The following is a 25838-nucleotide window of genomic DNA, read 5'->3' on the forward strand; positions in this document are numbered from 1 at the left end:
CTCGTGGCGCGTCAGTGACTCGGAAGAGCGAAGTCACCGCACGCGATCATGCGAAGATCGTCTCGTACTGCTCGGCCGAAAAGCCGAGCGTCTTCACGCGCCCGTTCACGACGACGACCGGCCGCTTGATGATCGACGGCTTGTGGATCATGAGCGCAATGGCGCCCGCGGTGGTATCCGCTTCGGCCTTGTGCACGTCCGACAGCCCGCGCCAGGTCGTGCCGCGCTTGTTGATGAGCTGGTCGAGCGGCACGTCCTTCAGCCAGTCCTGCACCAGCGCGTTCGACACGCCGGCTTTCTTGAAGTCGTGAAACTCGAACGGCACGCCATGTTCCTCCAGCCACACGCGTGCTTTCTTCACCGTGTCGCAATTGGGAATGCCGTACACGACCGTTGTCTTCGCCACGATCAGTCGCCTCGCAGCAGTTCGTTCAGGCCAACCTTGGCGCGCGTCTTGGCGTCGACCTTCTTGACGATGACCGCGCAATACAGGCTGTGCGAACCGTCCTTCGAAGGCAGGTTGCCCGCAACCACCACCGAGCCCGCCGGAATGCGGCCGTAGCTCACCTGACCGGTTTCGCGGTCATAGATCTTGGTGCTCTGGCCGAGATACACGCCCATGGAAATGACCGAATTTTCCTCGACGATCACGCCTTCCACCACTTCCGAGCGCGCGCCGATAAAGCAGTTGTCCTCGATGATGACCGGATTCGCCTGTAACGGTTCCAGCACGCCGCCAATGCCCACGCCGCCCGACAGATGCACGTTCTTGCCGATCTGCGCGCACGAACCGACGGTGGCCCAGGTATCGACCATGGTGCCTTCATCGACATAAGCGCCAATGTTGGTGTACGAGGGCATCAGCACTACGTTCTTCGCGATGAACGAGCCGCGCCGCGCGATGGCCGGCGGCACCACGCGGAAACCGCCTGCCGCGAAGTCTTCGGGCGTGTAGTTCGCGAACTTCGAGGGCACTTTGTCGTAGAACTGCGAGTAGCCGCCGGCGGGCATCGGCGCGTTGTCTTCCAGACGGAACGACAGCAGCACCGCCTTCTTCAGCCATTGATTCACGACCCAGTCGCCGTCGCGCTTTTCGGCGACACGCAACGCGCCCTTGTCCAGTTGTTCGATGGCATGGGCAACGGCTTCGCGGACTTCCGCGGGCGCGGCCTTGGGCGACAGTTCAGCGCGGTTTTCCCAGGCTTGATCGATGATGCTCTGAAGTTGTTGCGACATAGTTGGTATCGAGGATGATGGAGAGATGGACTGGCCGCGCCCGTCACGGCGAGGCGGGTGCCGTGACCGGCGACAGCGTGCGGCAGAATTCGACGATGCGGCGGGCGCCTTCGACACATTCCTCGACGCCGGCGACGAGCGCGATGCGCACGAAGCCTTCGCCCGGATTCGTGCCGTGCGCCGTGCGGGCGAGAAAGGACCCCGGCAGGACCGTCACATTATAGTCGGCGTACAGACGTGCGGCGAACTCGGTATCCGTGAGACCGGTCTTGGCGACGTTGGCCCACAAATAGAACGCGGCGTCGGGCAGACGCACGTCGAGCACCTCGGCGAGCATGGGCGTGACGGTTTCGAACTTCCGCAGATACTTCGCGCGATTGTCGCGAACGTGCGTTTCATCCTGCCACGCGACCACGCTCGCTTTCTGAAACACCGTCGAAAGCGCCGCGCCATGATAGGTGCGATACAGCAGGAAACTTTTGAGGATAGCGGCGTCGCCAGCGACGAAGCCCGAGCGCATGCCGGGCACGTTCGAGCGCTTCGACAAGCTCGACAGCATGACGAGACGCTCGAAACCGCGATTCAGCTTGTGCGCGGCTTCGAGGCCGCCGAGCGGCGGATTGGCTTCGTCGAAATAGATTTCCGAATAGCACTCGTCGGAGGCAATCACGAAGCCGTGCTTGTCCGACAGCGCGAAGAGTTCGCGCCAGTTGTCGAGCGTGAGCACGGCGCCTGTCGGATTGCCCGGCGAACACACGTAGAGCAGTTGCGTGCGCGCCCAAATTGCTTCGGGCACCGTCGAGTAATCGCACGCGAAGTTGCGCGACGGGTCGCTATTGACGAAGTAAGGCTCGGCGCCCGCGAGCAGCGCCGCGCCTTCGTAGATTTGATAGAACGGGTTCGGACAGAGTACGATGGGCGGCTCGCCCGACGCCGCCGCGTGACTCGCGCCGCGGCTGTCGACAACGGTCTGCGCCAGCGCGAACAAGGCTTCGCGCGAACCGGAAACGGGCAGCACTTCGGTGGCGGGATTGATCGAAGGCAGACCGTAGCGCGTCATCACCCACTTGGCGATGGCTTCGCGCAAGGGCGCGCTGCCGAGCGTTGCCGGATAGCTCGCCATGCCGTCGAGCGAATCGATGACGGCGTCGCGTATCAGCGCGGGCGTGGGATGCTTTGGCTCGCCAATACCGAAGCTGATCGGCGTGAATCCGGCGCGCGGCTCGATGCCCTGAAAAAGCAGACGCAGCTTTTCGAACGGATACGACTGAAGTTTCTGGAGTAGTGGATTCACGGCGTGACCGGTTTTGCGGTTAAGCGTCTGTACGTATGTATGAGCGAACGGCATCCGACGCATGCGTGCAGCGGGCTTGAAGAAGAGCTTCGTCGCGACACGACGAACACGCGAAATGCACACGCAAGAACACGATATTATAGCGCGCGGCCTTATGCCGGACGCGTTGCAGCAAAGGACAAACGAATAATGAGCCTCATGAAAGGCGCACTGGTACAGCCGGTTGATCACGATGAGATGCGCGCAATCGCGCAGCCGGCCGGAGTAACACGATGAGCAGCCGCTTCCACGACGCCGGCCCGACGCTCGCCATCATGATCGGCGCATCGGTCTGGGGCCTCGTGTGGTATCCCATGCGCATGCTCGCCGCCATGGGCCTTTCCGGCACCGCCGCCAGCGCAAGCACGAGCGCGGTCGCCTGTCTCTTCGTGCTGCTGTTCCGGCATCGCTCGATCAAGAGCCTTTCGTGGCATTGGCTGCTCGTCGCGCTTGGACTCGCGGCGGGCGTGACGAGCATCGGCTTCGTCTGGGGCGCTATTCACGGCCAGGTGATGCGCGTGCTGCTGCTGTTCTATCTCACGCCCGCCTGGACCGCGATCTTCGCGCACTTCATCCTGAAGGAACGCCTGACTCGCGTGGATGCCGCGCTGTCCTTGCTGTCGCTCGCGGGCGCGGTCACCATGCTGTGGTCGCCCGAACTCGGCCTGCCGTTGCCCGCCAATCTCGCGGAATGGGCGGGGCTCATGGGCGGCATGGGCTTTTCCATCAGCAACGTGCTGGTGGTGCGCATCACGCGCACGCTTCCGGCAATGAAGCCGGAGATGCGCACGGCGGTGATCTTCGGCGGCGCGGCTATCGTCGCTTCGCTCGTCACCGTGTTCGAGCCGATGCCCGCGCCGCCTTCAGCCGCGCAATTGGGCACGGTCGCGTCGATCGTGCTGGGCCTCGGCGTCGTGCTCGCGGTGAACAACATGATCGTGCAGATCGGCCTGGCGCGCGTGCCCGCCAATCGCGCGTCGATCATCATGCTGTTCGAACTCGTCGTCACCGCGCTGTCGTCGTGGCTCTTCGCGCATGAAGTGCCGGGCCCGCGCGAGTGGGCCGGCGGCGCGTGCATCGTGGCGGCTTGCGTGCTGTCGGCATGGGTGCATCGGCAGCGAAAAGAAGCCGCTGAAAATACATCGCGCGATGAAGGCGCAGGCAAAAAGAAATCGAGACGGGCGATGGTATGATGGTGACCGCTCGCCGGGTAGGGCTTTAAGCTCATGCCCGGGCCTCGACTGCCTTCAAGGCGAGCATGATCGACGGGCCGCTGTGCGGCCTGTCTGCTATTTACCTCCGTATTCATCTCAAACAGCGAAATCGCCGTGCGTCTGACCTCGATCAAACTCGCTGGCTTCAAGTCCTTCGTCGATCCCACGCATTTCCAGGTCCCCGGCCAGTTAGTCGGCGTGGTCGGTCCGAATGGCTGCGGCAAGTCAAACATCATCGATGCCGTGCGCTGGGTGCTCGGCGAATCGCGCGCGTCCGAACTGCGCGGCGAATCGATGCAGGACGTCATCTTCAACGGCTCCACGGCGCGTAAGCCGGGCAGCCGGGCAAGCGTCGAACTGATCTTCGATAACGGCGACGGCCGCGCCGCCGGGCAATGGAGCGCTTACGGCGAGATCGCGGTCAAGCGCGTGCTCACGCGCGACGGCACCTCCAGCTACTACATCAACAACCTGCCCGCGCGACGCCGCGACATCCAGGACATCTTCCTCGGCACGGGCTTAGGTCCGCGTGCTTACGCGATCATCGGCCAGGGCATGATCGCGCGCATCATCGAGGCCAAGCCTGAAGAACTGCGCGTGTTTCTGGAAGAAGCCGCGGGCGTGTCGAAGTACAAGGAGCGCCGCCGCGAGACGGAGAATCGTCTGCACGATACACGCGAGAATCTGACGCGCGTGGAAGACATCGTCCGCGAGCTCGGCGCGAATCTCGAGAAGCTCGAAGCGCAGGCGGTCGTCGCGACGAAGTACAAGGATCTGCAGGCCGAAGGCGAGGAAAAGCAGCGCCTGTTGTGGCTTTTGCGCAAGAACGAAGCGGGCAACGAAGCCGAGCGGCAGCAACGCGCTATCCGCGACGCGCAGATCGAACTCGAAGCGCAGACCGCGCGTCTGCGCGAAGTGGAAGCGCAACTCGAGACGCTGCGTGTCGCGCACTACAGCGCGAGCGACGCCATGCAAGGCGCGCAAGGCGCGCTCTACGAAGCCAACGGCGAAGTGAGCCGGCTGGAAGCGGAGATTCGCTTCATCGTCGAATCGCGCAATCGCGTGCAGGCTCAGATCGCCGCGCTCAACGCGCAGCGCGAGCAATGGCAGATGCAGGCGCAAAAGGCGCGCGACGCAATCGACACGGCATCGGAAGCGCTCGCGGAAGGCGAAGAGAAAGCAGTCATCGCGCGGGAAAACGCTGCCGCAAAGCATGACGAACTGCCGGCGCTCGAAGCCCGCTGGCGCGACGCGCAGACGCATCTGAACGAAGAACGCGCAGGCATCGCGCGCGCGGAGCAGGCGTTGAAGCTCGAAGCGGCGCATCAGCGCAACGCGGATCAGCAGCTTCAGCAGTTGCAGCAGCGCGAGGAGCGGCTCAGGACCGAATCGAAAGGACTCGACGCACCCGACGAAGCGCAACTCGAAGAACTGCGCATGCAGCTCGCCGAGCATGAGGAAGTACAGAGCGAAGCGCAGGCGCGTCTCGCCGATGCGCAGGAAACCGTGCCGCGTCTGGATGCCGAGCGCCGCGCGGCGCAGGAGCGCGTACAGGCCGAAAGCGCGCAGAATCATCAGCTCGAAGCGCGGCTTGCTGCCTTGCGGCAGCTTCAGGAAAGCGTTCAGACCGAAGGCAAGATCCAGCCGTGGCTCGACAAGCACGAGCTCGGCGCGCTGCCGCGCCTCTGGAAGAAGCTGCATGTCGAAGCGGGCTGGGAAGCGGCGCTCGAATCGGTGCTGCGTGAGCGTCTGGCGGCGCTCGAAGTATCGAATCTGGACTGGATCAAGGCTTTCGCCGCCGACGCGCCGCCCGCCAAGCTCGCGTTCTATTCGCCGCCCGTCGCCGGCAAGCCGCTCGACACGCCGCAAGGCTTGCGGCCGTTGCTGTCGCTCGTGCGCATCGACGACCCGGGCTTGCGCGCGGTGCTGAACGAGTGGCTCGCCACGACCTTCATCGCCGACGACATCGGCCAGGCGCTCGCGGCGCGCACGCAATTGCCGGAAGGCGGCGCGTTCATCGTGAAGGCAGGGCATGTGGTGACGCGTGTCGGCGTGCAGCTGTACGCCGCCGATTCCGAGCAGTCGGGCATGCTCGCGCGTTCGCAGGATATCGAAAATCTCACGCGGCAAGTGCGCGCGCAGGCATTGCTCGCCGACGAAGCAAAGGCCAACGCGGTACGCGCAGAAGCCGCGCATACCCAAGGCTCGCAAACTCTTGCCGATGCCCGCGCCGCCGCCGAACGCGCGACGCAACGCGTCCACGCGCTGCAACTCGATGTGCTGAAGCTCGCGCAGGCGCATGAGCGCTACACGCAGCGCAGCACGCAGATTGGCGAGGAACTCGAGGAAATCGTCGCGCAGATCGAGGAACAACGCGCGCTGCGGGCCGAATCCGAGGCGGCGTTCGAACACCACGACACGGAGCTCGCGCAATTGCAGGCGCGCTTCGAGGACAACCAGATGGCGTTCGAAGCGCTCGACGAAACGCTCACGGCCGCCCGTCAGGAACTGCGCGAACTGGAACGCGCCGCGAGCGACGCGGGTTTCGCCGCGCGCGGTCTTGCCGCGAAGATCGAGGAATACAAGCGCAACATCGACACGGCGCACGACCAAAGCGAACGCGTGGCGGCATCGCTCGAAGATGCGCGCGCCGAACTCGAAACCATCAACGAACAGACGGCGCAGACGGGCTTGCAGGACGCGCTCGAAGTCCGCGCGGCACGCGAGGAAGCGCTGCACGCCGCGCGCGTCGAACTGGACGATCTGACGGCGCGTCTGCGTGCCTCCGACGAACAGCGGCTACTCGCCGAACGCTCGCTGCAGCCGCTGCGCGACCGCATCAACGAATTGCAGTTGAAGGAGCAGGCCGCGCGCATCAGTGGCGAACAGTTCGTCGAACAGTTGCAAGCAGCGGGCGTCGACGAAGCCGAACTGCAGGCGAAGCTCACGCCGGACATGAAGCCTTCGTATCTGCAAGGCGAAGTCACGCGTCTGAACAACGCGATCACAGCGCTTGGGCCGGTCAACATGGCGGCGCTCGAAGAGCTCGTCGCGGCCACCGAGCGCAAGCAGTTCCTCGACGCGCAATCGGCGGATCTGAACGACGCCATCGGTACGCTGGAAGATGCAATCCAGCGAATCGACCAGGAAACGCGCGCGCTGTTGCAAGGCACGTTCGACGAAGTGAACCGACACTTCGGCGAACTGTTCCCGCGGCTGTTCGGCGGTGGCCAGGCCAAGCTCATCATGACGGGTGACGAAATCCTGGACGCTGGCGTACAGGTCATGGCGCAGCCGCCCGGCAAGAAGAATTCGACCATTCACTTGCTGTCAGGCGGCGAGAAAGCGCTTACCGCGACCGCGCTCGTGTTTGCGATGTTCCAGTTGAACCCGGCGCCGTTCTGTCTGCTAGACGAAGTGGACGCGCCGCTCGACGACGCCAACACGGAACGCTTCGCGAATCTCGTGCGCGCGATGTCGGTCAAGACGCAGTTCCTGTTCATCTCGCACAACAAGATCGCGATGGAAATGGCGCAGCAACTGATCGGCGTGACGATGCAGGAGCAGGGCGTATCGCGCATCGTCGCGGTGGACATGGAGTCGGCGGCGGGCTTCGCCCAAAACGGCTGAAGCGCGCGACGCAGCACCAGGATTTGAATGAGTGGCAGGCCGGACGCTGATCCGGCCAGGCGCGCAGGCGCGGAGTGGTGCGCAAAAGACCCGAGGCGTGATGCCGGAACGCGGTCCGATGCGTGCGACAGATCGCGCGGCGCTTCGTAACCCAAAAGAACGATGGAGCGTGCATGGACGAGTTGACACTCGGTTTAATCGGAGCAGGAGCCGTGGTGGTGGGCGGCGTGGTGGTGTACAACGCGTGGCAGAGCGCCAAGGTGCGCCGCAAGATGCCGCGTCCGATGCCCGACGAGGCAGCCGACGCGCTCGCGCGTCAGGAGACGGACGACGAGCAACCGTTTATCGAACCGGTGCGCCAGCCGCGTCGCGAGCCGGTTTCGAGCGAGAGCGAAGCGCGCGTCGAGCCGAGTTTTGGCGGCGTGAGTCTTGCGGCCGAGCCGGCGCCCGTCGCGCCCGCGCCTATCGCTCCGGCTGATACCGCCGTCGATCTGCAGGCTGAAGCCACCGCCGCTGATGAAGCGGAACTCGAGAGCATCGACGAAGACGAACGCAACGAGCCGACCTTGCCCGCCACGAACACCATTTCGTCGGCGCCGCCGGCGCTGGTCGATCGCCGCATCGATTGCGTCGTGCCGATTCGCCTTGGTGGACCCGTTGCGGGAGACCGCGTGTTGCCGCTGGCGCAGCGTCTGCGTCGCGCGGGCACCAAGCCCGTGACGATCGAAGGCAAGCCCGAGGGCGATTCGACCTGGGAATTGCTGCGCAACGGCGCGCGTTATGAAGAGTTGCGTGCCGCCGCGCAACTGGCAAACCGCAGTGGCCCGCTCAACGAACTCGAGTTTTCCGAATTCGTGACCGGCGTGCAGCGTCTGGCCGATGCCATCGACGGTTCGCCCGAGTTTCCGGACATGATGGAAACCGTGGGCATGGCGCGCGAGCTGGACGCCTTCGCCGCCCAGTGCGACGCGCAGCTCTCCATCAATATCCTGTCCGACGGCGCGCCGTGGTCGGCCAACTACGTGCAGGCGGTGGCCTCGCAAGACGGCCTTTTGCTCTCGCGCGACGGCACGCGTTTCGTGAAACTGGATGCGAAGCAGAACCCGGTTTTCATGCTCCTTTTCGGCGATACCAACTTCCTGCGTGACGACCTCACGTACAAGGGCGGCCAGATGATCACGCTGGTGCTCGACGTGCCGGTGGCGGACGAAGACATCCTTCCGTTCAGGCTCATGTGCGATTACGCCAAGTCGCTGTCAGAGCGTATCGGCGCGCGGGTCGTGGACGATCAGCGCCGGCCGTTGCCGGAATCCGCGTTGCTCAACATCGAAAAGCAGTTGATGACGCTGTACGCCAAGCTTGAGCAGGCGGGCATGCCAGCAGGCTCGCCCGCCACGCGGCGGCTCTTCAGCCAATAAGCGCGAGGTCTCACGGCGCGCTCGTCTTTTAGCGTGCAGCGGGCTTCGTAATTGCGCCCCCGACCGGGGCGCTTTCTTTTGCGCGCGCGGCATCGCACGTTTCGTCACATCCTGGCCGTTTGGCCGATGCCACGATTTACCGATCTTCTGAGACAATCGAACGGTCGTTGGCAGACTTAATTCACTTTCCCAAGTATTTGTCGCATGTCCGCTAAAACGAAAGCCGAATCCGCCGCTGCCAGAAAGTCGGGCGCAGCCGTCCCCAGTGCCGATCGTCCGGCCGAGCGCGCGGCGTGGTTGCGCTCGGAACTCGAACGCGCGAATTACGCCTACTACGTGCTCGACCAGCCGGATCTGCCCGACGCCGAATACGACACGCTCTTCAAGGAATTGCAGGGAATCGAGACGGACCGTCCCGATCTCGTCACGCCCGATTCGCCGACGCAACGCGTGGGCGGCAAGGCGGCGGAAGGTTTCGAGCCCGTGGTGCACGACGTGCCGATGCTTTCGCTCAACAACGGTTTCGCCGACGAAGACATCGCCGCGTTCGACAAGCGTGTGTCGGACGCGCTCGCGCACGCGCCGGTGCAATATGCGTGCGAACTGAAATTCGACGGCCTGGCCATTTCCCTGCGTTACGAGGACGGCCGCTTCGTGCAGGCGTCCACGCGCGGCGACGGCGCGACCGGCGAAGATGTGACGGCCAACGTGCGCACCATTCGCTCCATTCCGCTCACGCTCAAGGGCAAGCACGTGCCGAAGCGGCTCGACGTGCGCGGCGAAGCACTGATGTTCAAGCGCGACTTCGAACGGCTCAACGCACGTCAGCGCGATGCCGAGCAGCGCGAGTTCGCCAATCCGCGTAACGCCGCGGCGGGCAGTTTGCGTCAACTCGATCCGAAGATGACCGCGCAACGGCCGCTATCCTTTTTCGCATATGGAATCGGCGTGCTCGAAGGCGCGGAGATGCCGGATACGCACGCCGGTCTGCTCGACTGGTTTAAGGAAATGGGCTTGCCGGTGAACGCGGAACGCGGCGTGGTCGATGGCGCCGAGGGTCTGCTCGACTTTTTCCGCAAGACGGGCGAAAAGCGCGAGCAGCTGCCGTACGACATCGACGGCGTGGTCTACAAGGTCAACCGGCGCGACGAACAGGACAAGCTCGGCTTCGTTTCGCGCGCGCCGCGCTTTGCGCTCGCGCACAAGTTTCCGGCGCAGGAAGCGCTCACGCAGCTGCTAGCCATCGATGTACAGGTGGGCCGCACGGGCGCCATCACGCCGGTTGCGCGCCTGGCGCCGGTCTTCGTCGGTGGCGCGACCGTCACGAATGCGACGCTGCATAACGAAGACGAAGTGCGCCGCAAGGACATCCGTATCGGCGACACAGTGACCGTGCGCCGTGCGGGCGACGTCATTCCCGAAGTGGTGGGCGCGATTCTCGACCGCCGTCCGGACGACGCGCGCGAGTTCGTCATGCCGACCGAGTGCCCGGTGTGCGGCTCGAGGATCGAACGTCTGCCCGACGAAGCCATTGCGCGTTGCACGGGCGGCCTTTTTTGTCCGGCGCAGCGCAAGCAGGCGCTGTGGCATTTCGCCCAGCGGCGGGCGCTCGATATCGACGGCCTCGGCGAGAAGATCATCGATCAACTGGTCGAAGAGAATCTCGTGCGCACACCCGCCGATCTCTTCAGCCTCGGTTTCTCGACGCTCGCCGCGCTCGACCGGTTCGCCGACAAATCCGCGCAAAACCTGCTCGATTCGCTCGACAAGGCGCGCCACACGACGCTCGCGCGTTTCATTTACGCGCTCGGCATCCGCCACGTGGGCGAGTCGACGGCAAAAGATCTCGCGAAGCATTTCGGCTCGCTCGACCCAATCATCGCCGCTTCGGTCGAGGAATTGCTGGAAGTGAACGATGTCGGGCCGGTCGTCGCCGAAGCCATCCATAATTTCTTCAGCGAAGAGCACAACCAGCACGTCATCGAACAATTGCGCGTCAAGGTGTCGTGGCCGGAAGGTCCGCCCGCACCGAAAGCGCCGCTGGGCGTGCTGGCGGGCAAGACCGTGGTGCTGACGGGCACCTTGCCCACGCTCACGCGCGAAGATGCAAAGGAGATGCTGGAGGCGGCCGGAGCGAAAGTGGCCGGTTCGGTATCGAAAAAGACCGACTACGTGGTGGCGGGCGCGGAAGCAGGCAGCAAGCTTGCGAAAGCGGAGGAACTCGGGGTTCCCGTTCTCGACGAAGACGGCATGAAGAAGCTTTTGGAAGGAGTCACCCCATGATCCGAGAAATCCTGAAGATGGGCGATCCGCGGCTGTTGCGTATCGCCGAGCCGGTCGAGCATTTCGACACGCCGGAACTGCACACGCTGGTGCAGGACATGTTCGATACGATGCGCGACGCCAATGGCGCGGGCCTCGCCGCTCCGCAGATCGGCGTCGATCTGCAGGTGGTGATCTTCGGCTTCGGACAGAATCCGCGCTATCCCGACGCGCCGTCGGTGCCGGAGACGGTGCTCATCAACCCGATCATCACGCCGAACGGTCACGACATGGAGGAGGGCTGGGAAGGCTGCCTGTCCGTCCCCGGCCTGCGCGGCGCGGTACAGCGCTTTTCGATGATCCGCTACCAGGGCTTCGATCAGTACGGCAACGCCATCGAGCGGCTGGCGGAAGGTTTTCACGCGCGCGTCGTGCAGCACGAGTGCGACCATCTGATCGGCAAGCTTTATCCGATGCGTATTACCGACTTCTCGAAGTTCGGCTTCACGGACGTGCTGTTTCCTGGGCTCGATCCGGTTGGCGACGACTGAGAACGTGCGGACGCGCGAGGGCGCGTTCCGCATTTGCACACATTAAAAAGCCGCTCCTTGCGAGCGGCTTTTGTTCAGGCGAAGGATTTGGGCGTTCCGCTAACGGCAGGCTGGCGGAACAGCGCGACATGTTCAGGGTTCGCGGACGCTTGCAGACGTCCGTCCGGCAGGCGCGCAACCACGATTTCGCCGATGCCGGGGCTCATGACGACCACTTCATCTCGCAGGGCGAGCAAGGCGTCGAGCCGTCGACGGCCGCTGACGATTTCGAGGCCGCTTTTCGTTTCTCGGACAATGATCTCGACTGACATGGCGATTCTCCTTCGATCAGTTAAATGCTGAATCCTTGGTGCGCTGCAGGACGGTAAAAAAGTCTCTGCGTCACACTTGCCTAACGGAATAATGACTTATTTTCTTTAGGCGGTAATCAGCAAAAAAATAAAACTGGCGATCGATGTGGCGCCATCAGGGGATGCAAGTCGAGACGTCGCTTTTTTGCGACGCAGCCGGGAAGTGGAGAGGAGTGCGAGAACGGTCATTCGTGGTTCGCTCCGAACGAAGATCGTCCGGAGCGAAACGCGCGATCAGAAGCTCTCGTCGGCGCCGAGATAGCGCCAGTGACCCGGTGGCAGCGCGCCCAGCGTGACGCGGCCCATGCGGATGCGTTTCAGACCGACGACTTCCAGTCCGACCAGTTCGCACATCCGGCGAATCTGGCGTTTTTTGCCTTCGTGCAGCACGAAGCGCAACTGCTCGCCGTTCTGCCAACTGACTTGTGCGGTCTTGAGCGGGACGTCGTCGAGCGACAGGCCGTGACGCAGCAGCGCGAGTTGTTCTTCCGGGAAGTGCTGATCCACATCGACTTCGTGTTCGCCGTAGCGCACGCGCACGAGGTACTCCTTGTCGACTTCGGAATGGTTGCCGATCAATTGCTTCGCGATGCGGCCATCCTGCGTGAGTACGAGCAGCCCGGTCGAATCGATATCGAGTCGGCCGGCCGGCGCGAGCGTGCGCAGATGACCCGGTGCGAAACGAATGCCGCTGCGGTCGTCTTGCCAGTGATTGGTCGGATTGACGAGCGTGACGGCGGGCTCGTAGCCGTCTTCTGCCTGACCCGATACGTAGCCGACCGGCTTGTGCAGCAAGATCGTGACGAGCAGCGACTGTGCGGAACGCGCGGCGGGCAGGACATCGATTTCCTGATCCGGGCGGATACGCGTGCCGAGCGTATCGGTGACTTCGCCATCGACGAGCACCCAGCCTTTTTCGATCCACTCGTCCGCTTCGCGGCGCGAGCAGAGGCCGAGTTCGGACATCACCTTCGACAGGCGGACGAGGCCGTCGTCGTGAGCGCGGGGCTTGTGGGCGGGTTCGGTGGATGCCGGGATGACTTCGGCGTGCGGTGGGCGGTCGTCGCGTGATGCGGGACGACGGTCGCCCGCGCCGCGCTTGTCGACGCTTGGGCGTGAATCGTCGCCACGCGGTTTGAACGTGCGTCGTTCATCGCTGCCGGGCGTGCGGTCGTCGCGGGCAAACGGCCGACGCTCCGACCGATCGCTCGCGCCGCGCTTGTCGAAGCTCGGACGCGAATCGTCGCGCGGCTTGAAAGGGCGTCGTTCATCGCCACCGGTTGGGCGCTCATCGCGCGCAAACGGCCGCCGTTCGGAGCGATCGCCCGCGCCGCGTTTATCGAAGCTCGGACGCGAATCGTCGCGCGGCTTGAAAGGGCGTCGTTCATCGCTGCCGGGCGTGCGGTCGTCGCGCGCAAACGGACGGCGTTCGGAGCGATCGCTCGCGCCGCGTTTATCGAAGCTCGGACGCGAATCATCGCGCGGTTTGAAAGGGCGTCGTTCATCGCTGCCGGGCGTGCGGTCGTCGCGCGCAAACGGACGGCGTTCGGAGCAATCGCTCGCGCCGCGTTTATCGAAGCTTGGACGCGAATCATCGCGCGGTTTGAAAGGGCGTCGTTCATCGCCACCGGGCGTGCGGTCGTCGCGCGCAAACGGACGGCGTTCGGAGCGATCCCCCGCGCCACGCTTATCAAAGCTCGGACGCGAATCATCGCGCGGTTTGAAAGGGCGTCGTTCATCGCCACCGGGCGTGCGGTCGTCGCGCGCAAACGGCCGGCGCTCCGACCGATCGCTCGGGCCGCGTTTATCGAAGCTCGGACGCGAATCATCGCGCGGTTTGAAAGGGCGTCGTTCATCGCTGCCGGGCGTGCGCTCATCGCGCGCAAACGGCCGGCGCTCCGACCGATCGCCCGCGCCACGCTTATCGAAGCTCGGACGCGAATCATCACCACGCGGTTTAAACGCGCGTCGCTCGTCGCCGCCCGAAGAACCGGGCCGACGTTCCGCCCGATCCCCCGCGCCACGCTTATCAAAGCTCGGCCGCGAATCATCACCACGCGGTTTAAACGCGCGCCGCTCATCGCCGCCCGAAGAACCGGGCCGACGCTCCGACCGATCCCCCGCGCCACGCTTATCGAATCCCGCGCGCGAATCGCCCCCCGCACCGCGGGGTGTCGACGGCCGCTCGTGCGGCGTTTCAGGCCGCGTGGTCTTGCGGGCGGTGGAACTACCGGTGCGAACCGGCGACCGCGTCGACGATGTCGGACGCGGATGTTTGGCTGTCAGTTTGACGCGCATAAAGTTTCAGGCTGCGATCGCGCGCAGCAGTTCGGTCTCGATCTGGATCTGGGTGCGATTGTTCGACAAGCTCTTGCCGTCGAGCAAAAACACGTCCTCGACGCGTTCGCCAAGCGTGTTGATTCGCGCTGCCTGCACGCCGATCCGGTGTTGCGCCAGAACGCGCGCGATCGAATAAAGAAGGCCCTGCCGGTCGTTGGCCGACACGGAAAGGATGTAGTACTGGCCACGCTCGTCCGGGCGCAAATCCACACGCGGCGTGACAGGAAAGGTGCGCACGAGCCGCGATACGCGGCCCTTCGACGGCTCGGGCAAAATGCGCTCGTCCGCCAAAAGCGTGCTCAATTGTTGTTCGACGAGATTCGCGATGTCGCGATAACTCCCGTCGTGATCGGGATGCGCCACGAGAAAGTTATCGAGCGCGTAGCCATGTCGCGTCGTCGTCACGCGGGCATCCAGCACGGAAAGGCCATTGCGGTCGAAGTACGCGCAGATGCCGGCGAACAGATCCGGCCGGTCCTTCACGTACACCAGTACCTGCAGCGCCGCGCCGATGGGCGACGGGCGCGCGCGCACGATCGGCGCGTCGCTTTCGACATGCCGGTACAGCACACGCGTTTGCCACGCAATATCCGCGGCATCGTGACGCAAGAAGTAGCCGACATCCAGTTTGTCCCACAGCTCGCGCTGCGCATTCTCCGGCACGGTTTCCAGACGCAGGAGCGCGAGCGCCGCCTCCTGACGCGACTTGAGTTCCGAGTGCGCATCCGGCTGTGCGCCGCCGAGCACGGCGAGCGTCGCGCGAAACAGGTCTTCGAGCAGCTTGCCCTTCCAGTTGTTCCAGACCTTGGGCGACGTGCCGCGAATGTCCGCCACGGTCAGAAGATAAAGCGCGGTCAGCCGCCGCTCGGTCTTTACCACGGAGGCGAACTGCTTGATGACTTCAGGGTCGCTCGTGTCCTGCTTCTGCGCGACATGGCTCATCGTCAGATGCTGCTGCACGAGCCATACGACGAGGTCGGTGTCTTCCTGACACATGTCGTGTTCGCGGCAGAAGCGACGGGCATCGGCCATGCCGAGGGTCGAATGATCGCCGCCGCGACCTTTCGCGATGTCGTGGAAGAGCGCCGCGACGTAGAGCACCCACGGGCGCTCGAAATTGCCCATCAACTGACTGCAAAACGGATACTCGTGCGCATGCTCCGCTATCGCAAAGCGGCGCAGGTTGCGCAGCACCATCAGGATGTGCTGATCGACCGTATAGACATGGTAAAGGTCATGCTGCATCTGTCCGACGATGCGCCGGAAGTTCAGCAGATAACGCCCGAGCACGCTCGTCTGGTTCATGAGACGCAGCGCGTGCGTGATGCCCTCGGGCTGCTTGAGAATCTCCATGAAGAGACGCCGGTTCTCCGGATCGCGCCGCCAGTCGCGGTCCATGAGTTCGCGCGCGTTGTAGATCGCGCGCAGCGTGCGCGCCGAGAGTCCCTTGATGCCGCGGGTCTGCTCGTAGAGCAGGAACGCTTCGAGAATGGCGTGCGGTTCGCGCTCGAAGACGTCGTCGCGGGCAATTTCCAGCATGCCCTGTTTCTCGACGAAGCGCCCCGAAATGACGCGCGTGATACCGCTCGTCGACGGGAACAACTGCGCCTCGACGTTCTGAATCAGAATGGTCGCGAGCTGCGTGACGGCCTTTGCCGCCCAGTAGTAGCGGCGCATCAACTGCTCGCTCGCGCGCTTGGCGGTCGTCGGTTTGAAGCCGAAACTCTCGGCGAGCGGCGTCTGCAAATCGAAGACGAGAATGTCCTGGCGACGTTTCGCAATCACGTGCAACCGCGCACGCAAGGTCTTGAGAAACGCTTCGTTGCGGCGCAGTTCGCGCGCTTCGCGGTCGGTAATGAGACCGCGCAGGTCGAGTTCGCGCCAGCTGCTGCCGAAACCGGCCGCGCGCGAAATCCAGAGAATGAGCTGAAGATCGCGCAGACCGCCCGGACTTTCCTTGATGTTCGGCTCGAGGCTGTACGGCGTGTCCTGAAACTTCGCGTGGCGCTGACGCATTTCCAGCACCTTCGCCTGGAAGAAGCCGCGCGGATCGAGCGTCTCCTTGTAGCGCGCGGAAAAGCGTTCGAACAGTTCCGCGCTGCCGAAGATGCGCCGCGCCTCCAGCAGCGACGTGAGGACGGTGACATCGCCGCTCGCTTCCGCGATGCATTGCTCGACCGAACGCACGCTGCTGCCGATATCGAGCCCGAGATCCCACGCCATGCCGATAAACCGCTCGACGCGCGCGTTGAGCGGGCCCACGTCTTCCTGATCGCCGCCGGCATCGGGCAGAAGCACGAGGATATCGACGTCCGAATACGGTGCGAGTTCGCCGCGCCCATAGCCGCCGACCGCGACCAGCGCCGCGTCCGCCGGCATCTCGCAGGCGGCCCAGGCGCCCTTGAGCGCGTCGTCGGTGGCGCGCCCGAGCGCGTGCATCAACGGTTCGACGTTCGAAGCCGTCTGAAAGCGTTCGATGAGCGCCGACTTCGCCGCCTTGTAGGCAGCGCGCAGCGTTTCACACGGCGTGGCGACAGGGACTGTGACGCTCATGGGCTCGGATTCAGGAAGGAAGAAGGCCGCGCACGCAAGCGCGGCCGGGGAGCGGCGGAGCTCAGGAAGCCGTGGCCGCGATCAAATGCGAGGGCGCCTGCGTGCCCGCGGACACGGTCAGGACTTCGTAACCGGTCGGCGTGACGAGAACGGTATGTTCCCACTGCGCGGAAAGGCTGCGATCACGCGTCTTGACGGTCCATTGATCCGGCATCGTGCGGATTTCGCGGCGACCGGCGTTGATCATCGGCTCGACGGTGAAGATCATGCCCGCTTCCAGTTCGATGCCCGTGCCGGCGCGCCCGTAATGCAGCACCTGCGGCTCTTCATGGAAGACCTGGCCGATGCCGTGACCGCAATATTCGCGCACCACGCTGTAACCTTGCGCCTCGGCATGCTTCTGGATAGCCGCGCCGATGTCGCCGAGATGCGCGCCCGGACGCACCTGATCGATGCCGAGCCACATGCAATCGAAGGTGGTTTGCACTAGACGCTTCGCCAGAATGGACCCTTCGCCGACGATGAACATGCGGCTCGTGTCGCCGAAATAGCCGTTCTTGATGACGGTGACGTCGATATTGAGCGCGTCGCCGTTCTTGAGCACTTTTTTGCCGGGAATGCCGTGGCAGATTACGTCGTTGACGGAAATGCAGGTGGCTTTCGGGTAAGGCGGATAACCCGGCGGCTGATAGTTGAGCGGTGCGGGCACCGTGCCCTGTTCCTTCACCATGAGTTCGTGGCAAAGGCGGTCGAGTTCTTCGGTGGTCACGCCAGCAACGATATGCGGCGTGATGAAATCGAGCACTTCGCTGGCGAGCCGGCAGGCGACGCGCATTTGCGCGATATCGTGATCGTTTTTCAGCGTAATGGACATGACTAGGCTCAGAAATGCGTGTATGCGGCCGTGAGCCGCGAAATCGGCATTATCGCACCTTAGAGAGGGCGCCGCAGCCCGAATCAAAGGCATGCGGGGCATGGATCGGGCTTCCCCAAGCGCTTTCGGGCACCTGCAAGCGGCTTGAGCTAGTCAATCCTCACATGCTATAGTTACGGGCTAAGTCCTATCCACACTTTTATCTAGGTGTAGTAGGGCTTGGAAGTAGGTTGAAAGTTAGGGTGGCGGGACGTCTCGCTTCTCTTACAGACAATCGTTCGATTCGCAAGCCGGCGCACCCAGGGTGTCCGGCGTCCGGTTAGCTAGAAGCGCCGGGCGCGGGATGCGGCAGCCGGCTTAAGACCCAACCCTCGCGGAGAATTTCATGGCAGTCACGATGCGTCAAATGCTGGAAGCCGGTGTCCACTTCGGTCACCAAACGCGCTTCTGGAACCCCAAGATGGCCCCGTTCATCTTCGGTCATCGCAACAAGATTCACATCATCAACCTCGAAAAGACGCTGCCGCTCTACAACGACGCGCTGAAGTACGTGCGCCAGTTGGCAGCGAACCGCGGCACGATCCTGTTCGTGGGCACGAAGCGTCAATCTCGCGACACCATCGCTCAGGAAGCCGCCCGCTCGGGTATGCCTTTCGTCAACGCCCGCTGGCTCGGCGGCATGCTGACCAACTTCAAGACCTTGAAGGTTTCGATCAAGCGCCTGAAGGACATGGAAGCATCCGTCGAATCGGGTGAAACCGAGCGCATGAGCAAGAAGGAAGCGCTTCTGTTCGAACGCGAAATGCAGAAGTTGCAGAAGTCGATCGGCGGCGTGAAGGACATGGGCGGCATTCCGGACGCGATCTTCGTGATCGACGTCGGCTACCACAAGATTGCCGTGACCGAAGCCAAGAAGCTTGGTATTCCGGTCATCGCCGTGGTCGACACGAACCACTCGCCGGAAGGCATCGACTACGTCATTCCGGGTAACGACGACGCCAGCAAGGCCGTCGCGCTGTACGCCGAAGGCGTGGCCGACGCGATCCTCGAAGGCCGTGCGAACGCGGTGAACGACGTGGTCCAGGCTGTCCGCGAAGGCGACGGCGACGAGTTCGTCGAGGTCAACGCAGAGGCGTAATCGAGCCCTGCGGCCGACATAAAAGGGGGCTTTGCGAAAGGCCCCTTTTTTTTAAGCCGCGGCACTCGGGAGCGCGGCATTGCGTTCTCGCACGTCTAGTACCCTTTCCCGTGGCGGATTCAAGCGGCGGGACGTATCAAACAGACTCAAGGAGCGAATGATGGCGGCAATTACCGCAAGCATGGTGGCAGAACTGCGCGCGAAGACCGACGCGCCGATGATGGAATGCAAGAAGGCGCTGACGGAAGCCGACGGCGACATGGCGCGCGCCGAAGAGCTGCTGCGCGTGAAGCTCGGCAACAAGGCGAGCAAGGCGGCATCGCGCGTGACGGCTGAAGGCATCGTCACGTCGTATATCGACGGCGGCGTGGGCGCGCTCGTCGAACTGAACTGCGAAACCGACTTCGTTGCCAAGAACGACGACTTCCTGGCCTTCGCCAAGACGATCGCCGAACTCGTGGCCAAGAACAATCCGGCTGACGTGGCCGCGCTCTCCGCGCTGCCGCTCGAAAGCTCGACGGTCGACGCCGTGCGCCTCGCGCTCGTCGGCAAGATCGGTGAAAACCTGTCGATTCGCCGTTTCGTGCGCTTTGAATCCGCGAACAAGCTGGCCTCGTATCTGCACGGAGCGCGTATCGGTGTTCTGGTCGAGTTCACGGGCGCGGACGAGCAAGTCGGCAAGGACGTCGCCATGCACGTCGCGGCCATGAAGCCGGTCTCGCTGTCGTCGGACGAAGTGCCGGCCGACCTGATCGCGAAGGAACGCAGCATCGCCGAGCAAAAGGCCGCTGAATCGGGCAAGCCGGCTGAAATCGTCGCCAAGATGGTCGAAGGCAGCGTCCAGAAGTACCTGAAGGAAGTGTCGCTCCTGAACCAGCCGTTCGTGAAGAACGACAAGCAGACGATCGAACAGATGTTGAAGGCCGCAAACGCGTCGGTGCAGAAGTTCGCGCTGTTCGTGGTGGGCGAGGGCATCGAGAAGCGTCAGGACGACTTCGCGGCGGAAGTGGCTGCGCAAGTTGCTGCCGCCAAGCAAGGCTGAGTTTTAAAGTGAAGGCGCTCGGCGGTATGGCGGCGCCGGGCATCGAAAGGCAGTAAGGCGGCAAGGCATCGCGCGGGCGCGGCGAATTCGGGAAAACCCGTATGCGTCGCGCCCGTCGCCCGATCCGGCCGCTTGCGGTAAATATTGTTTCACCCCTACAGTTCTACGTTGTTGCAACCCTCCTCGGCGCGATCGGAAACTCATATGCCCACAGCCTACAAACGCGTACTCCTCAAACTCTCCGGCGAAGCCCTCATGGGCGACGATGCCTTCGGCATCAATCGCGCAACAATCGAAAGGATGGTGGCGGATGTCGCTGAAGTAGTGCGGATGGGCACGCAAATGGCCGTCGTGATCGGCGGCGGCAACATCTTCCGTGGCGTGGCGGGCGGCGCGGCCGGCATGGACCGGGCGACGGCCGACTACATGGGCATGCTCGCGACCATGATGAACGCGCTGGCGCTGCAAGACGCCATGCGTCACGCCGGCATCGAAGCGCGCGTTCAGTCCGCGCTGCGCATGGACCAGGTGGTCGAGCCGTACATCCGCCCCCGCGCGATTCGCCAGCTCGAAGAAGGCAAGGTCGTGATCTTCGCGGCCGGCACGGGCAACCCGTTCTTCACGACCGACACCGCTGCCGCCTTGCGTGGCGCGGAAGTGGGCGCCGAAGTGGTGTTGAAAGCAACCAAGGTCGATGGCGTATACTCCGCCGACCCGAAGAAAGATCCGAGCGCGACGCGCTACAGCACGATCAGCTTCGACGAAGCGATCGGCCGCAATCTGCAAGTCATGGACGCCACGGCTTTTGCGCTGTGCCGCGACCAGAAGCTGCCGATCCGCGTGTTCTCGATCACGAAGCCGGGCGCGCTCAAGCGCATCGTGCAAGGCGACGACGAAGGTACGCTCGTCCACGTGTAAACTCTCGCGTTGAGAGTGGTCAACGAGAAGTTCAGCGACGTTGAAAGGGCGCCGCGCCGCGGCCGGTGTGGAGCACGCCGGAAGATCGCGCGAAGGCGCCTAGATTGCCAGTAACCCAAGGTTTCGGAGGTTCAAATGAGTGTGGCTGACATTAAAAAAGGCGTCGACCAGAAGATGACGCGGTCGATCGAAGCGTTCAAGGCCGATCTCGCGAAGATCCGCACGGGCCGCGCCCACACGGGTCTGCTCGATCACATCCAGGTCGACTACTACGGCTCGAATGTGCCCATCTCCCAAGTGGCGAACATGACGCTCGTCGACGCCCGCACGATCGGCGTGCAGCCGTGGGAAAAGAAGATGGTCGGCGTCGTCGAAAAGGCGATCCGTGAGTCGGACCTCGGTCTGAACCCGGCAACGCAGGGCGATTTGATCCGCGTGCCAATGCCCGCGCTCACCGAGGAGCGCCGCCGCGAGCTGACCAAGGTCGTGAAGAGCGAAGGCGAATCGGCGAAGATCGCCGTTCGTAACCTGCGCCGCGACGCGAACGAGCAACTGAAGAAGCTCGTGAAGGACAAAGAGATTTCGGAAGACGACGAGCGCCGCGCAAGCGACGACGTGCAGAAATTCACCGACAAGTTCGTCGCCGAAATCGACAAGCTCGTCCAGACCAAAGAAGCCGAAATCATGACGGTGTGAGGCCGTAGATACGGTCTTGCCAGCCTCGACCATTTAGATTGAGGCTGGCTCTCACTTCTGTCGATTTCAAGATTCAACGGCCATGACCTATACCAGCTCTACCGTTCGCGTGCCCGATGTCGCGGCTGTCCCGCGCCACGTCGCGATCATCATGGACGGCAACGGCCGTTGGGCGACCGAGCGGCGCCTGCCGCGCGTCGCCGGTCACACCCGCGGCGTCGATGCGGTGCGCGCCACCGTCGAAAGCTGCGCGCGGCGCGGCGTCGAATTCGTCACGCTGTTCGCGTTCAGTTCCGAAAACTGGCGCCGTCCGACCGAGGAAGTGTCGTTTCTCATGCGCCTGTTCGTGACCGCGCTCGAGCGCGAGATCGGCAAGCTGCACGCCAACGGCATTCGTCTGCGCGTGGTCGGCGACACCGCCATGTTCGACGACCGCATCCGCGCGCTCATTCAGCGTGCCGAGACCAAGACGGCGCGCAATACGCGTTTGACGCTCACCATTGCCGCCAATTACGGCGGGCGCTGGGACATCATGCAGGCGACGAAGAAGCTCATCGCGCAATCGCTCGAACAGGGCGTGCCGGCGCGCGTGGACGACGAATCCTTCGCCGAGCATCTCGCCATGGCTTACGCGCCGGAGCCGGATCTCTTCATCCGTACGGGCGGCGAGCAGCGCATCAGCAATTTTCTGCTGTGGCAACTCGCCTACACCGAGTTCTATTTCACCGATACCTACTGGCCCGATTTCGACGCCGAAGCGCTGGATCGCGCCATCGCGTCGTATGGCGAGCGTGAACGCCGCTTCGGGCGCACCAGCGCGCAAGTCGAAAACCAATCGCAGAAGGCCGACACCCTTTCATGCTAAGAACCCGTGTCATCACGGCAATCGTCCTGCTTGCGGTCCTCGTGCCGGTCACGTTGTTCGCGCCGATCGGCGTATTCGGGGCGTTGATCGGTTTTGTCGTCGTCTTCGCCGCATGGGAATGGGGACGGCTCCTCAAGCTCAACGGCGCGGGTCCGGTGGCCTACGCGCTCATTGCGGGACTCGCGCTCATTTTCAGCACGTTTCTCGGCGTCGCGCCCAAGGCGCTCTTCGAAATGGCCGCTATTTTCTGGGTGTTGGCCGGGCCGTATGCGCTTTTGCGCAAGCCCGTGCTTTCGGCGGGTGCGTGGCGCGGCTTCCTCCTTTTTGCCGGAATCGTCGTGTTCGTGGCCTGCTGGCACGCGGTGGTCGCGGCCCGCACCGTGGGCGTGGCTTTCGTGCTATCGCTTCTTCTAGTAGTCTGGCTGGCCGATGTGGGCGCATACTTCGCCGGCAAAGCCCTTGGCCGCCACAAGCTGGCCCCGTCCATCAGTCCGGGCAAGACCTGGGAAGGCGCGATCGGCGGCTGGGTCGCGGTGATGGTCATCGGCACGATTGCCGCCGCCACCGCGTTCGAGGCGCCGACCGTATTCAGCGCGTTCGTCGAACATCTAGGCTGGGCGCGCGCGCTCCTCGCGCTGACCGTGCTGGTTGCGTTCAGCGTGGTCGGCGACTTGTTCGAATCGCTCCTTAAGCGCCAGGCGGGCGTCAAGGATTCGAGCGGTTTGCTGCCGGGTCACGGCGGCGTACTCGACCGGATCGACGCGTTGCTGCCCGTACTGCCGATTGCATTGCTGATGCTCGGCTAGAGAAGAATTCATGCAAAAACGTCTTACATTGCTCGGCTCCACGGGCTCGATCGGCGATAGCACGCTCGACGTCGTGGCACGGCACCCGGACCGTTTCTCGGTCTACGCGCTCACCGCGCATCGCAACGGCGACAAGCTCGTCGAACAGTGTCTGCGCTTCACGCCCGAAGTGGCCGTGGTCGGCGACGCGGAAACGGCCGCGCACGTGGCGGGCGCCCTGAACGCCGCGGGCTGCAAAACCGAGGTGACGCACGGCGAAGCCGCGCTGGTCGAGGTGGCGCGGGCGTCGCAATGCGACACCGTGGTCGCGGCCATCGTCGGCGCGGCGGGCCTTGCGCCTACGCTCGCGGCGGCGCGCGCGGGCAAGCGCATCCTGCTTGCCAACAAGGAAGCGCTCGTCATGTCCGGCCAGATTTTCATGGATGCGGTGCGTGACAACGGCGCCATCCTGCTGCCGGTGGACAGCGAACATAACGCCGTATTTCAGTGCCTGCCGCCCTGCGCGGACAGCGAGGCAAAGCTGCACGGCGGCGTATCGAAGATCATCCTGACCGCATCGGGCGGCCCGTTTCGCACGCGCGAGCCGGCAACGCTCATCGACGTCACGCCGGACGAAGCCTGCAAGCACCCGAACTGGGCCATGGGCCGCAAGATTTCCGTCGATTCCGCGACCATGATGAACAAGGGCCTCGAAGTCATCGAGGCTCACTGGCTCTTCAATTTGCCCGGTTCGCGCATCGAGGTGCTGATTCATCCGCAAAGCGTGATCCATTCCATGGTCTCGTATGCGGACGGCTCCGTGCTCGCGCAACTCGGCAACCCGGACATGCGCACGCCGATCGCACATGCGCTGGCGTTTCCGGATCGCGTCGATTCGGGCGTCGCGCCGCTCGATCTCGCACAGATCGCCACGCTCAGTTTCGAGAAGCCGGACTTCACGCGCTTTCCGTGTCTCGCGCTCGCAATCGGCGCGCTGGAAGCGGGCGGTCTGGCAAGCGCGGCGCTGAATGCCGCAAACGAGATCGCGGTGGAAGCGTTCCTCGCGCGCCGCATCGGTTTCATGGCGATCGGCGATGTCGTCGATCGCGTGCTGAACTCCTTGCCAAACGGCAGCGCTGCATCGCTCGACGACGTCCTCGCCGCCGATGCGAACGCGCGCCGTCTGGCGCATCGGTTTGTCGCGGAACTCACCGCCAGCGCGCCAGGCGCCGAGTCCATCGCCCATTGAGGCCGTCATGAACTTTCTGACCGAAATCGTCGCCTTCGTCGTTGCGATTGGCGTACTTGTCGTCGTCCACGAATTCGGTCACTACAGCGTCGCGCGCATGTGCGGCGTCAAGGTGCTGCGTTTTTCCGTGGGCTTCGGCAAGCCGCTCGTGAGCTGGGTCAGCAAGAAGACCGGCGTCGAGTGGACCATTGCCGCGTTGCCGCTCGGCGGTTACGTGAAGATGCTCGACGAGCGCGAAAGCGAAGAGAGCATCGCGCCCGAGGACCTGCCACGCGCCTTCAACCGGCAGCCGGTCGTGAAGCGCATTGCGATCGTCGCGGCGGGGCCTGTCGCGAACTTCATTCTTGCCATCGTGCTGTTCGCGGCGGTATTCGCGGGCGGCGTGTCGGAGCCCGAAGCAATCGTCGCGACGCCCGTGGCGAACACGGCAGCCGCGCGCGCGGGTTTCGAAGGCGGCGAAAAGATCGTTTCGATGCGCGACGCGGACAACGGCGGGGAAACGCACGCTATTCGCTCGTGGTCGGATCTGCGCTGGAAGATTCTCGATGCATCGTTCGATCATCGCCGCATCGTGCTTTCGGCGAAGACGCACGAAGGCACGTACGACTTTCCGCTGAGTGTCGGCACCATTTCGGATGCGGACGCCGAGCAGGACTTCATGGACAAGCTCGGCTTCACGCCGGGCGGTGGCACGCTCACGGTCGCGGGTGTGGAGGCGGGCAGCGCCGCGCAAAAGAGCGGTCTGCAGGCGGGCGACAAGCTGCGCGCAATAGACGGCCATAACGTCGATAACGCGACGAGCTTCATCGACTACGTGAAGGCGCACGGCGCGAAAGCGGTCACGCTCACGATCGAGCGTGCGGGCAAGCAGCAGACGGTGCAGGTGACGCCCGACGTCAAGCACGATGCGGCGAGCGGCAAGGATATCGGCCGTATAGGTGCTGCGCTCGCCAATCAGTTGCCTAGCGTCGACGTGCGTTACGGACCGGTGGAAAGTCTGCGTCTCGGCGTGAATCGCACGTGGGACATCAGCATGTATTCGCTGCGCATGTTCGGGCGGATGATCACAGGCGAGGCATCGCTCAAGAACCTTTCAGGACCGGTCACCATTGCGGACTATGCAGGAAAGAGCGCGCGTTTGGGTCTGGCGGCTTTCGTTTCCTTTCTCGCGCTCGTGAGTATCAGCCTCGGTGTGTTGAACTTGTTACCGATTCCGGTTTTGGACGGTGGGCATCTGTTATATTATTTGGTTGAAGCCGTTACCGGCAAGGCGGTGTCCGATCGCTGGCAGCTGGTTCTGCAACGGGCGGGGCTGGTGTGCATCGTCGCTTTGTCGATGATCGCGCTGTTCAATGACCTGGCTCGCCTGATCCGTTTCTGATCC

The 25838-nt window shown here is 63.6% G+C and carries 20 protein-coding genes; 13 read left to right on the forward strand and 7 right to left on the reverse strand.

The window, feature by feature from the left end:
- Positions 1–46: 46 nt before the first annotated feature.
- From NCR98_RS05905 to dapC, 3 genes are read right to left on the reverse strand one after another with little or no spacing between them, the layout of a single operon-like run.
- Complete coding sequence (locus NCR98_RS05905) at positions 47–406, reverse strand: ArsC family reductase (RefSeq protein WP_404989191.1); 360 nt, start codon at positions 404–406, stop codon at positions 47–49.
- Positions 407–408: 2 nt separating this feature from the next.
- Positions 409–1236, reverse strand: a complete 828-nt coding sequence (gene dapD, locus NCR98_RS05910; protein ID WP_244827749.1) for a 2,3,4,5-tetrahydropyridine-2,6-dicarboxylate N-succinyltransferase — start codon at positions 1234–1236, stop codon at positions 409–411.
- Positions 1237–1279: 43 nt separating this feature from the next.
- Positions 1280–2530, reverse strand: coding sequence for a succinyldiaminopimelate transaminase (gene dapC / locus NCR98_RS05915; protein WP_244827750.1), 1251 nt, complete (start codon positions 2528–2530; stop codon positions 1280–1282).
- A 272-nt stretch (positions 2531–2802) separates the two neighbouring features.
- Between dapC and NCR98_RS05920 the strand changes: the two genes are divergently transcribed.
- From NCR98_RS05920 to def, 5 genes are all read left to right on the forward strand, one after another.
- On the forward strand, positions 2803–3762 hold the full coding sequence (locus NCR98_RS05920; RefSeq protein WP_250525741.1) for a DMT family transporter: 960 nt from the start codon (positions 2803–2805) through the stop codon (positions 3760–3762).
- 135 nt (positions 3763–3897) lie between these two features.
- Entirely contained in the window at positions 3898–7413 is a 3516-nt protein-coding gene (smc, locus tag NCR98_RS05925) for a chromosome segregation protein SMC (RefSeq protein ID WP_250525742.1), read from the forward strand.
- Between the two features lie 173 nt (positions 7414–7586).
- Positions 7587–8831, forward strand: a complete 1245-nt coding sequence (locus NCR98_RS05930) for a cell division protein ZipA C-terminal FtsZ-binding domain-containing protein (protein WP_250525743.1) — start codon at positions 7587–7589, stop codon at positions 8829–8831.
- A gap of 204 nt (positions 8832–9035) precedes the next feature.
- Positions 9036–11114, forward strand: coding sequence for an NAD-dependent DNA ligase LigA (gene ligA, locus NCR98_RS05935; protein ID WP_250525744.1), 2079 nt, complete (start codon positions 9036–9038; stop codon positions 11112–11114).
- Complete coding sequence (def, locus tag NCR98_RS05940; RefSeq protein WP_244827755.1) at positions 11111–11644, forward strand: peptide deformylase; 534 nt, start codon at positions 11111–11113, stop codon at positions 11642–11644. Before ligA ends, def begins: the two co-directional genes overlap by 4 nt.
- Before the next feature lie 74 nt (positions 11645–11718).
- Here the strand turns inward: def and NCR98_RS05945 are convergent, their stop codons facing one another.
- The 4 genes from NCR98_RS05945 to map form a co-directional block, all read right to left on the reverse strand.
- Entirely contained in the window at positions 11719–11955 is a 237-nt protein-coding gene (locus NCR98_RS05945) for a hypothetical protein (RefSeq protein WP_244827756.1), read from the reverse strand.
- Between the two features lie 273 nt (positions 11956–12228).
- Positions 12229–14292, reverse strand: a complete 2064-nt coding sequence (locus NCR98_RS05950) for a pseudouridine synthase (protein ID WP_250525745.1) — start codon at positions 14290–14292, stop codon at positions 12229–12231.
- A gap of 6 nt (positions 14293–14298) precedes the next feature.
- On the reverse strand, positions 14299–16887 hold the full coding sequence (locus NCR98_RS05955; protein ID WP_244827758.1) for a [protein-PII] uridylyltransferase: 2589 nt from the start codon (positions 16885–16887) through the stop codon (positions 14299–14301).
- Between the two features lie 61 nt (positions 16888–16948).
- Positions 16949–17761, reverse strand: coding sequence for a type I methionyl aminopeptidase (gene map / locus NCR98_RS05960; protein WP_250525746.1), 813 nt, complete (start codon positions 17759–17761; stop codon positions 16949–16951).
- 385 nt (positions 17762–18146) lie between these two features.
- On the opposite strand from map, the gene rpsB reads away from it, so the two are divergent.
- The 8 genes from rpsB to rseP all read left to right on the forward strand — a co-directional run bounded on the left by rpsB (position 18147) and on the right by rseP (position 25835).
- Positions 18147–18899: a 30S ribosomal protein S2 gene (rpsB, locus tag NCR98_RS05965; RefSeq protein ID WP_244827760.1), complete on the forward strand. Its 753-nt coding sequence runs from the start codon at positions 18147–18149 to the stop codon at positions 18897–18899.
- 160 nt (positions 18900–19059) lie between these two features.
- The gene (gene tsf / locus NCR98_RS05970) at positions 19060–19941 is read left to right on the forward strand and encodes a translation elongation factor Ts (protein WP_244828013.1); all 882 of its coding nucleotides are present in this window, start codon (positions 19060–19062) and stop codon (positions 19939–19941) included.
- Positions 19942–20145: 204 nt separating this feature from the next.
- Positions 20146–20859 carry a UMP kinase gene (pyrH, locus tag NCR98_RS05975; RefSeq protein WP_244827761.1) on the forward strand — a complete coding sequence of 238 codons (714 nt, stop codon included), beginning with the start codon at positions 20146–20148 and terminating at the stop codon, positions 20857–20859.
- A gap of 135 nt (positions 20860–20994) precedes the next feature.
- Positions 20995–21555, forward strand: coding sequence for a ribosome recycling factor (frr, locus tag NCR98_RS05980; protein WP_244827762.1), 561 nt, complete (start codon positions 20995–20997; stop codon positions 21553–21555).
- A gap of 82 nt (positions 21556–21637) precedes the next feature.
- Positions 21638–22420, forward strand: coding sequence for a polyprenyl diphosphate synthase (gene uppS, locus NCR98_RS05985; protein ID WP_244827763.1), 783 nt, complete (start codon positions 21638–21640; stop codon positions 22418–22420).
- On the forward strand, positions 22414–23226 hold the full coding sequence (locus NCR98_RS05990) for a phosphatidate cytidylyltransferase (RefSeq protein WP_244827764.1): 813 nt from the start codon (positions 22414–22416) through the stop codon (positions 23224–23226). Before uppS ends, NCR98_RS05990 begins: the two co-directional genes overlap by 7 nt.
- A gap of 10 nt (positions 23227–23236) precedes the next feature.
- Complete coding sequence (locus tag NCR98_RS05995; RefSeq protein ID WP_250464499.1) at positions 23237–24454, forward strand: 1-deoxy-D-xylulose-5-phosphate reductoisomerase; 1218 nt, start codon at positions 23237–23239, stop codon at positions 24452–24454.
- A gap of 7 nt (positions 24455–24461) precedes the next feature.
- Positions 24462–25835, forward strand: coding sequence for an RIP metalloprotease RseP (gene rseP, locus NCR98_RS06000; protein ID WP_250464501.1), 1374 nt, complete (start codon positions 24462–24464; stop codon positions 25833–25835).
- Positions 25836–25838 lie beyond the last annotated feature (3 nt).

The sequence above is a fragment of the Caballeronia sp. GAWG2-1 genome (assembly GCF_023631405.1).
In the GTDB taxonomy this organism is placed as follows: Bacteria; Pseudomonadota; Gammaproteobacteria; order Burkholderiales; family Burkholderiaceae; genus Caballeronia.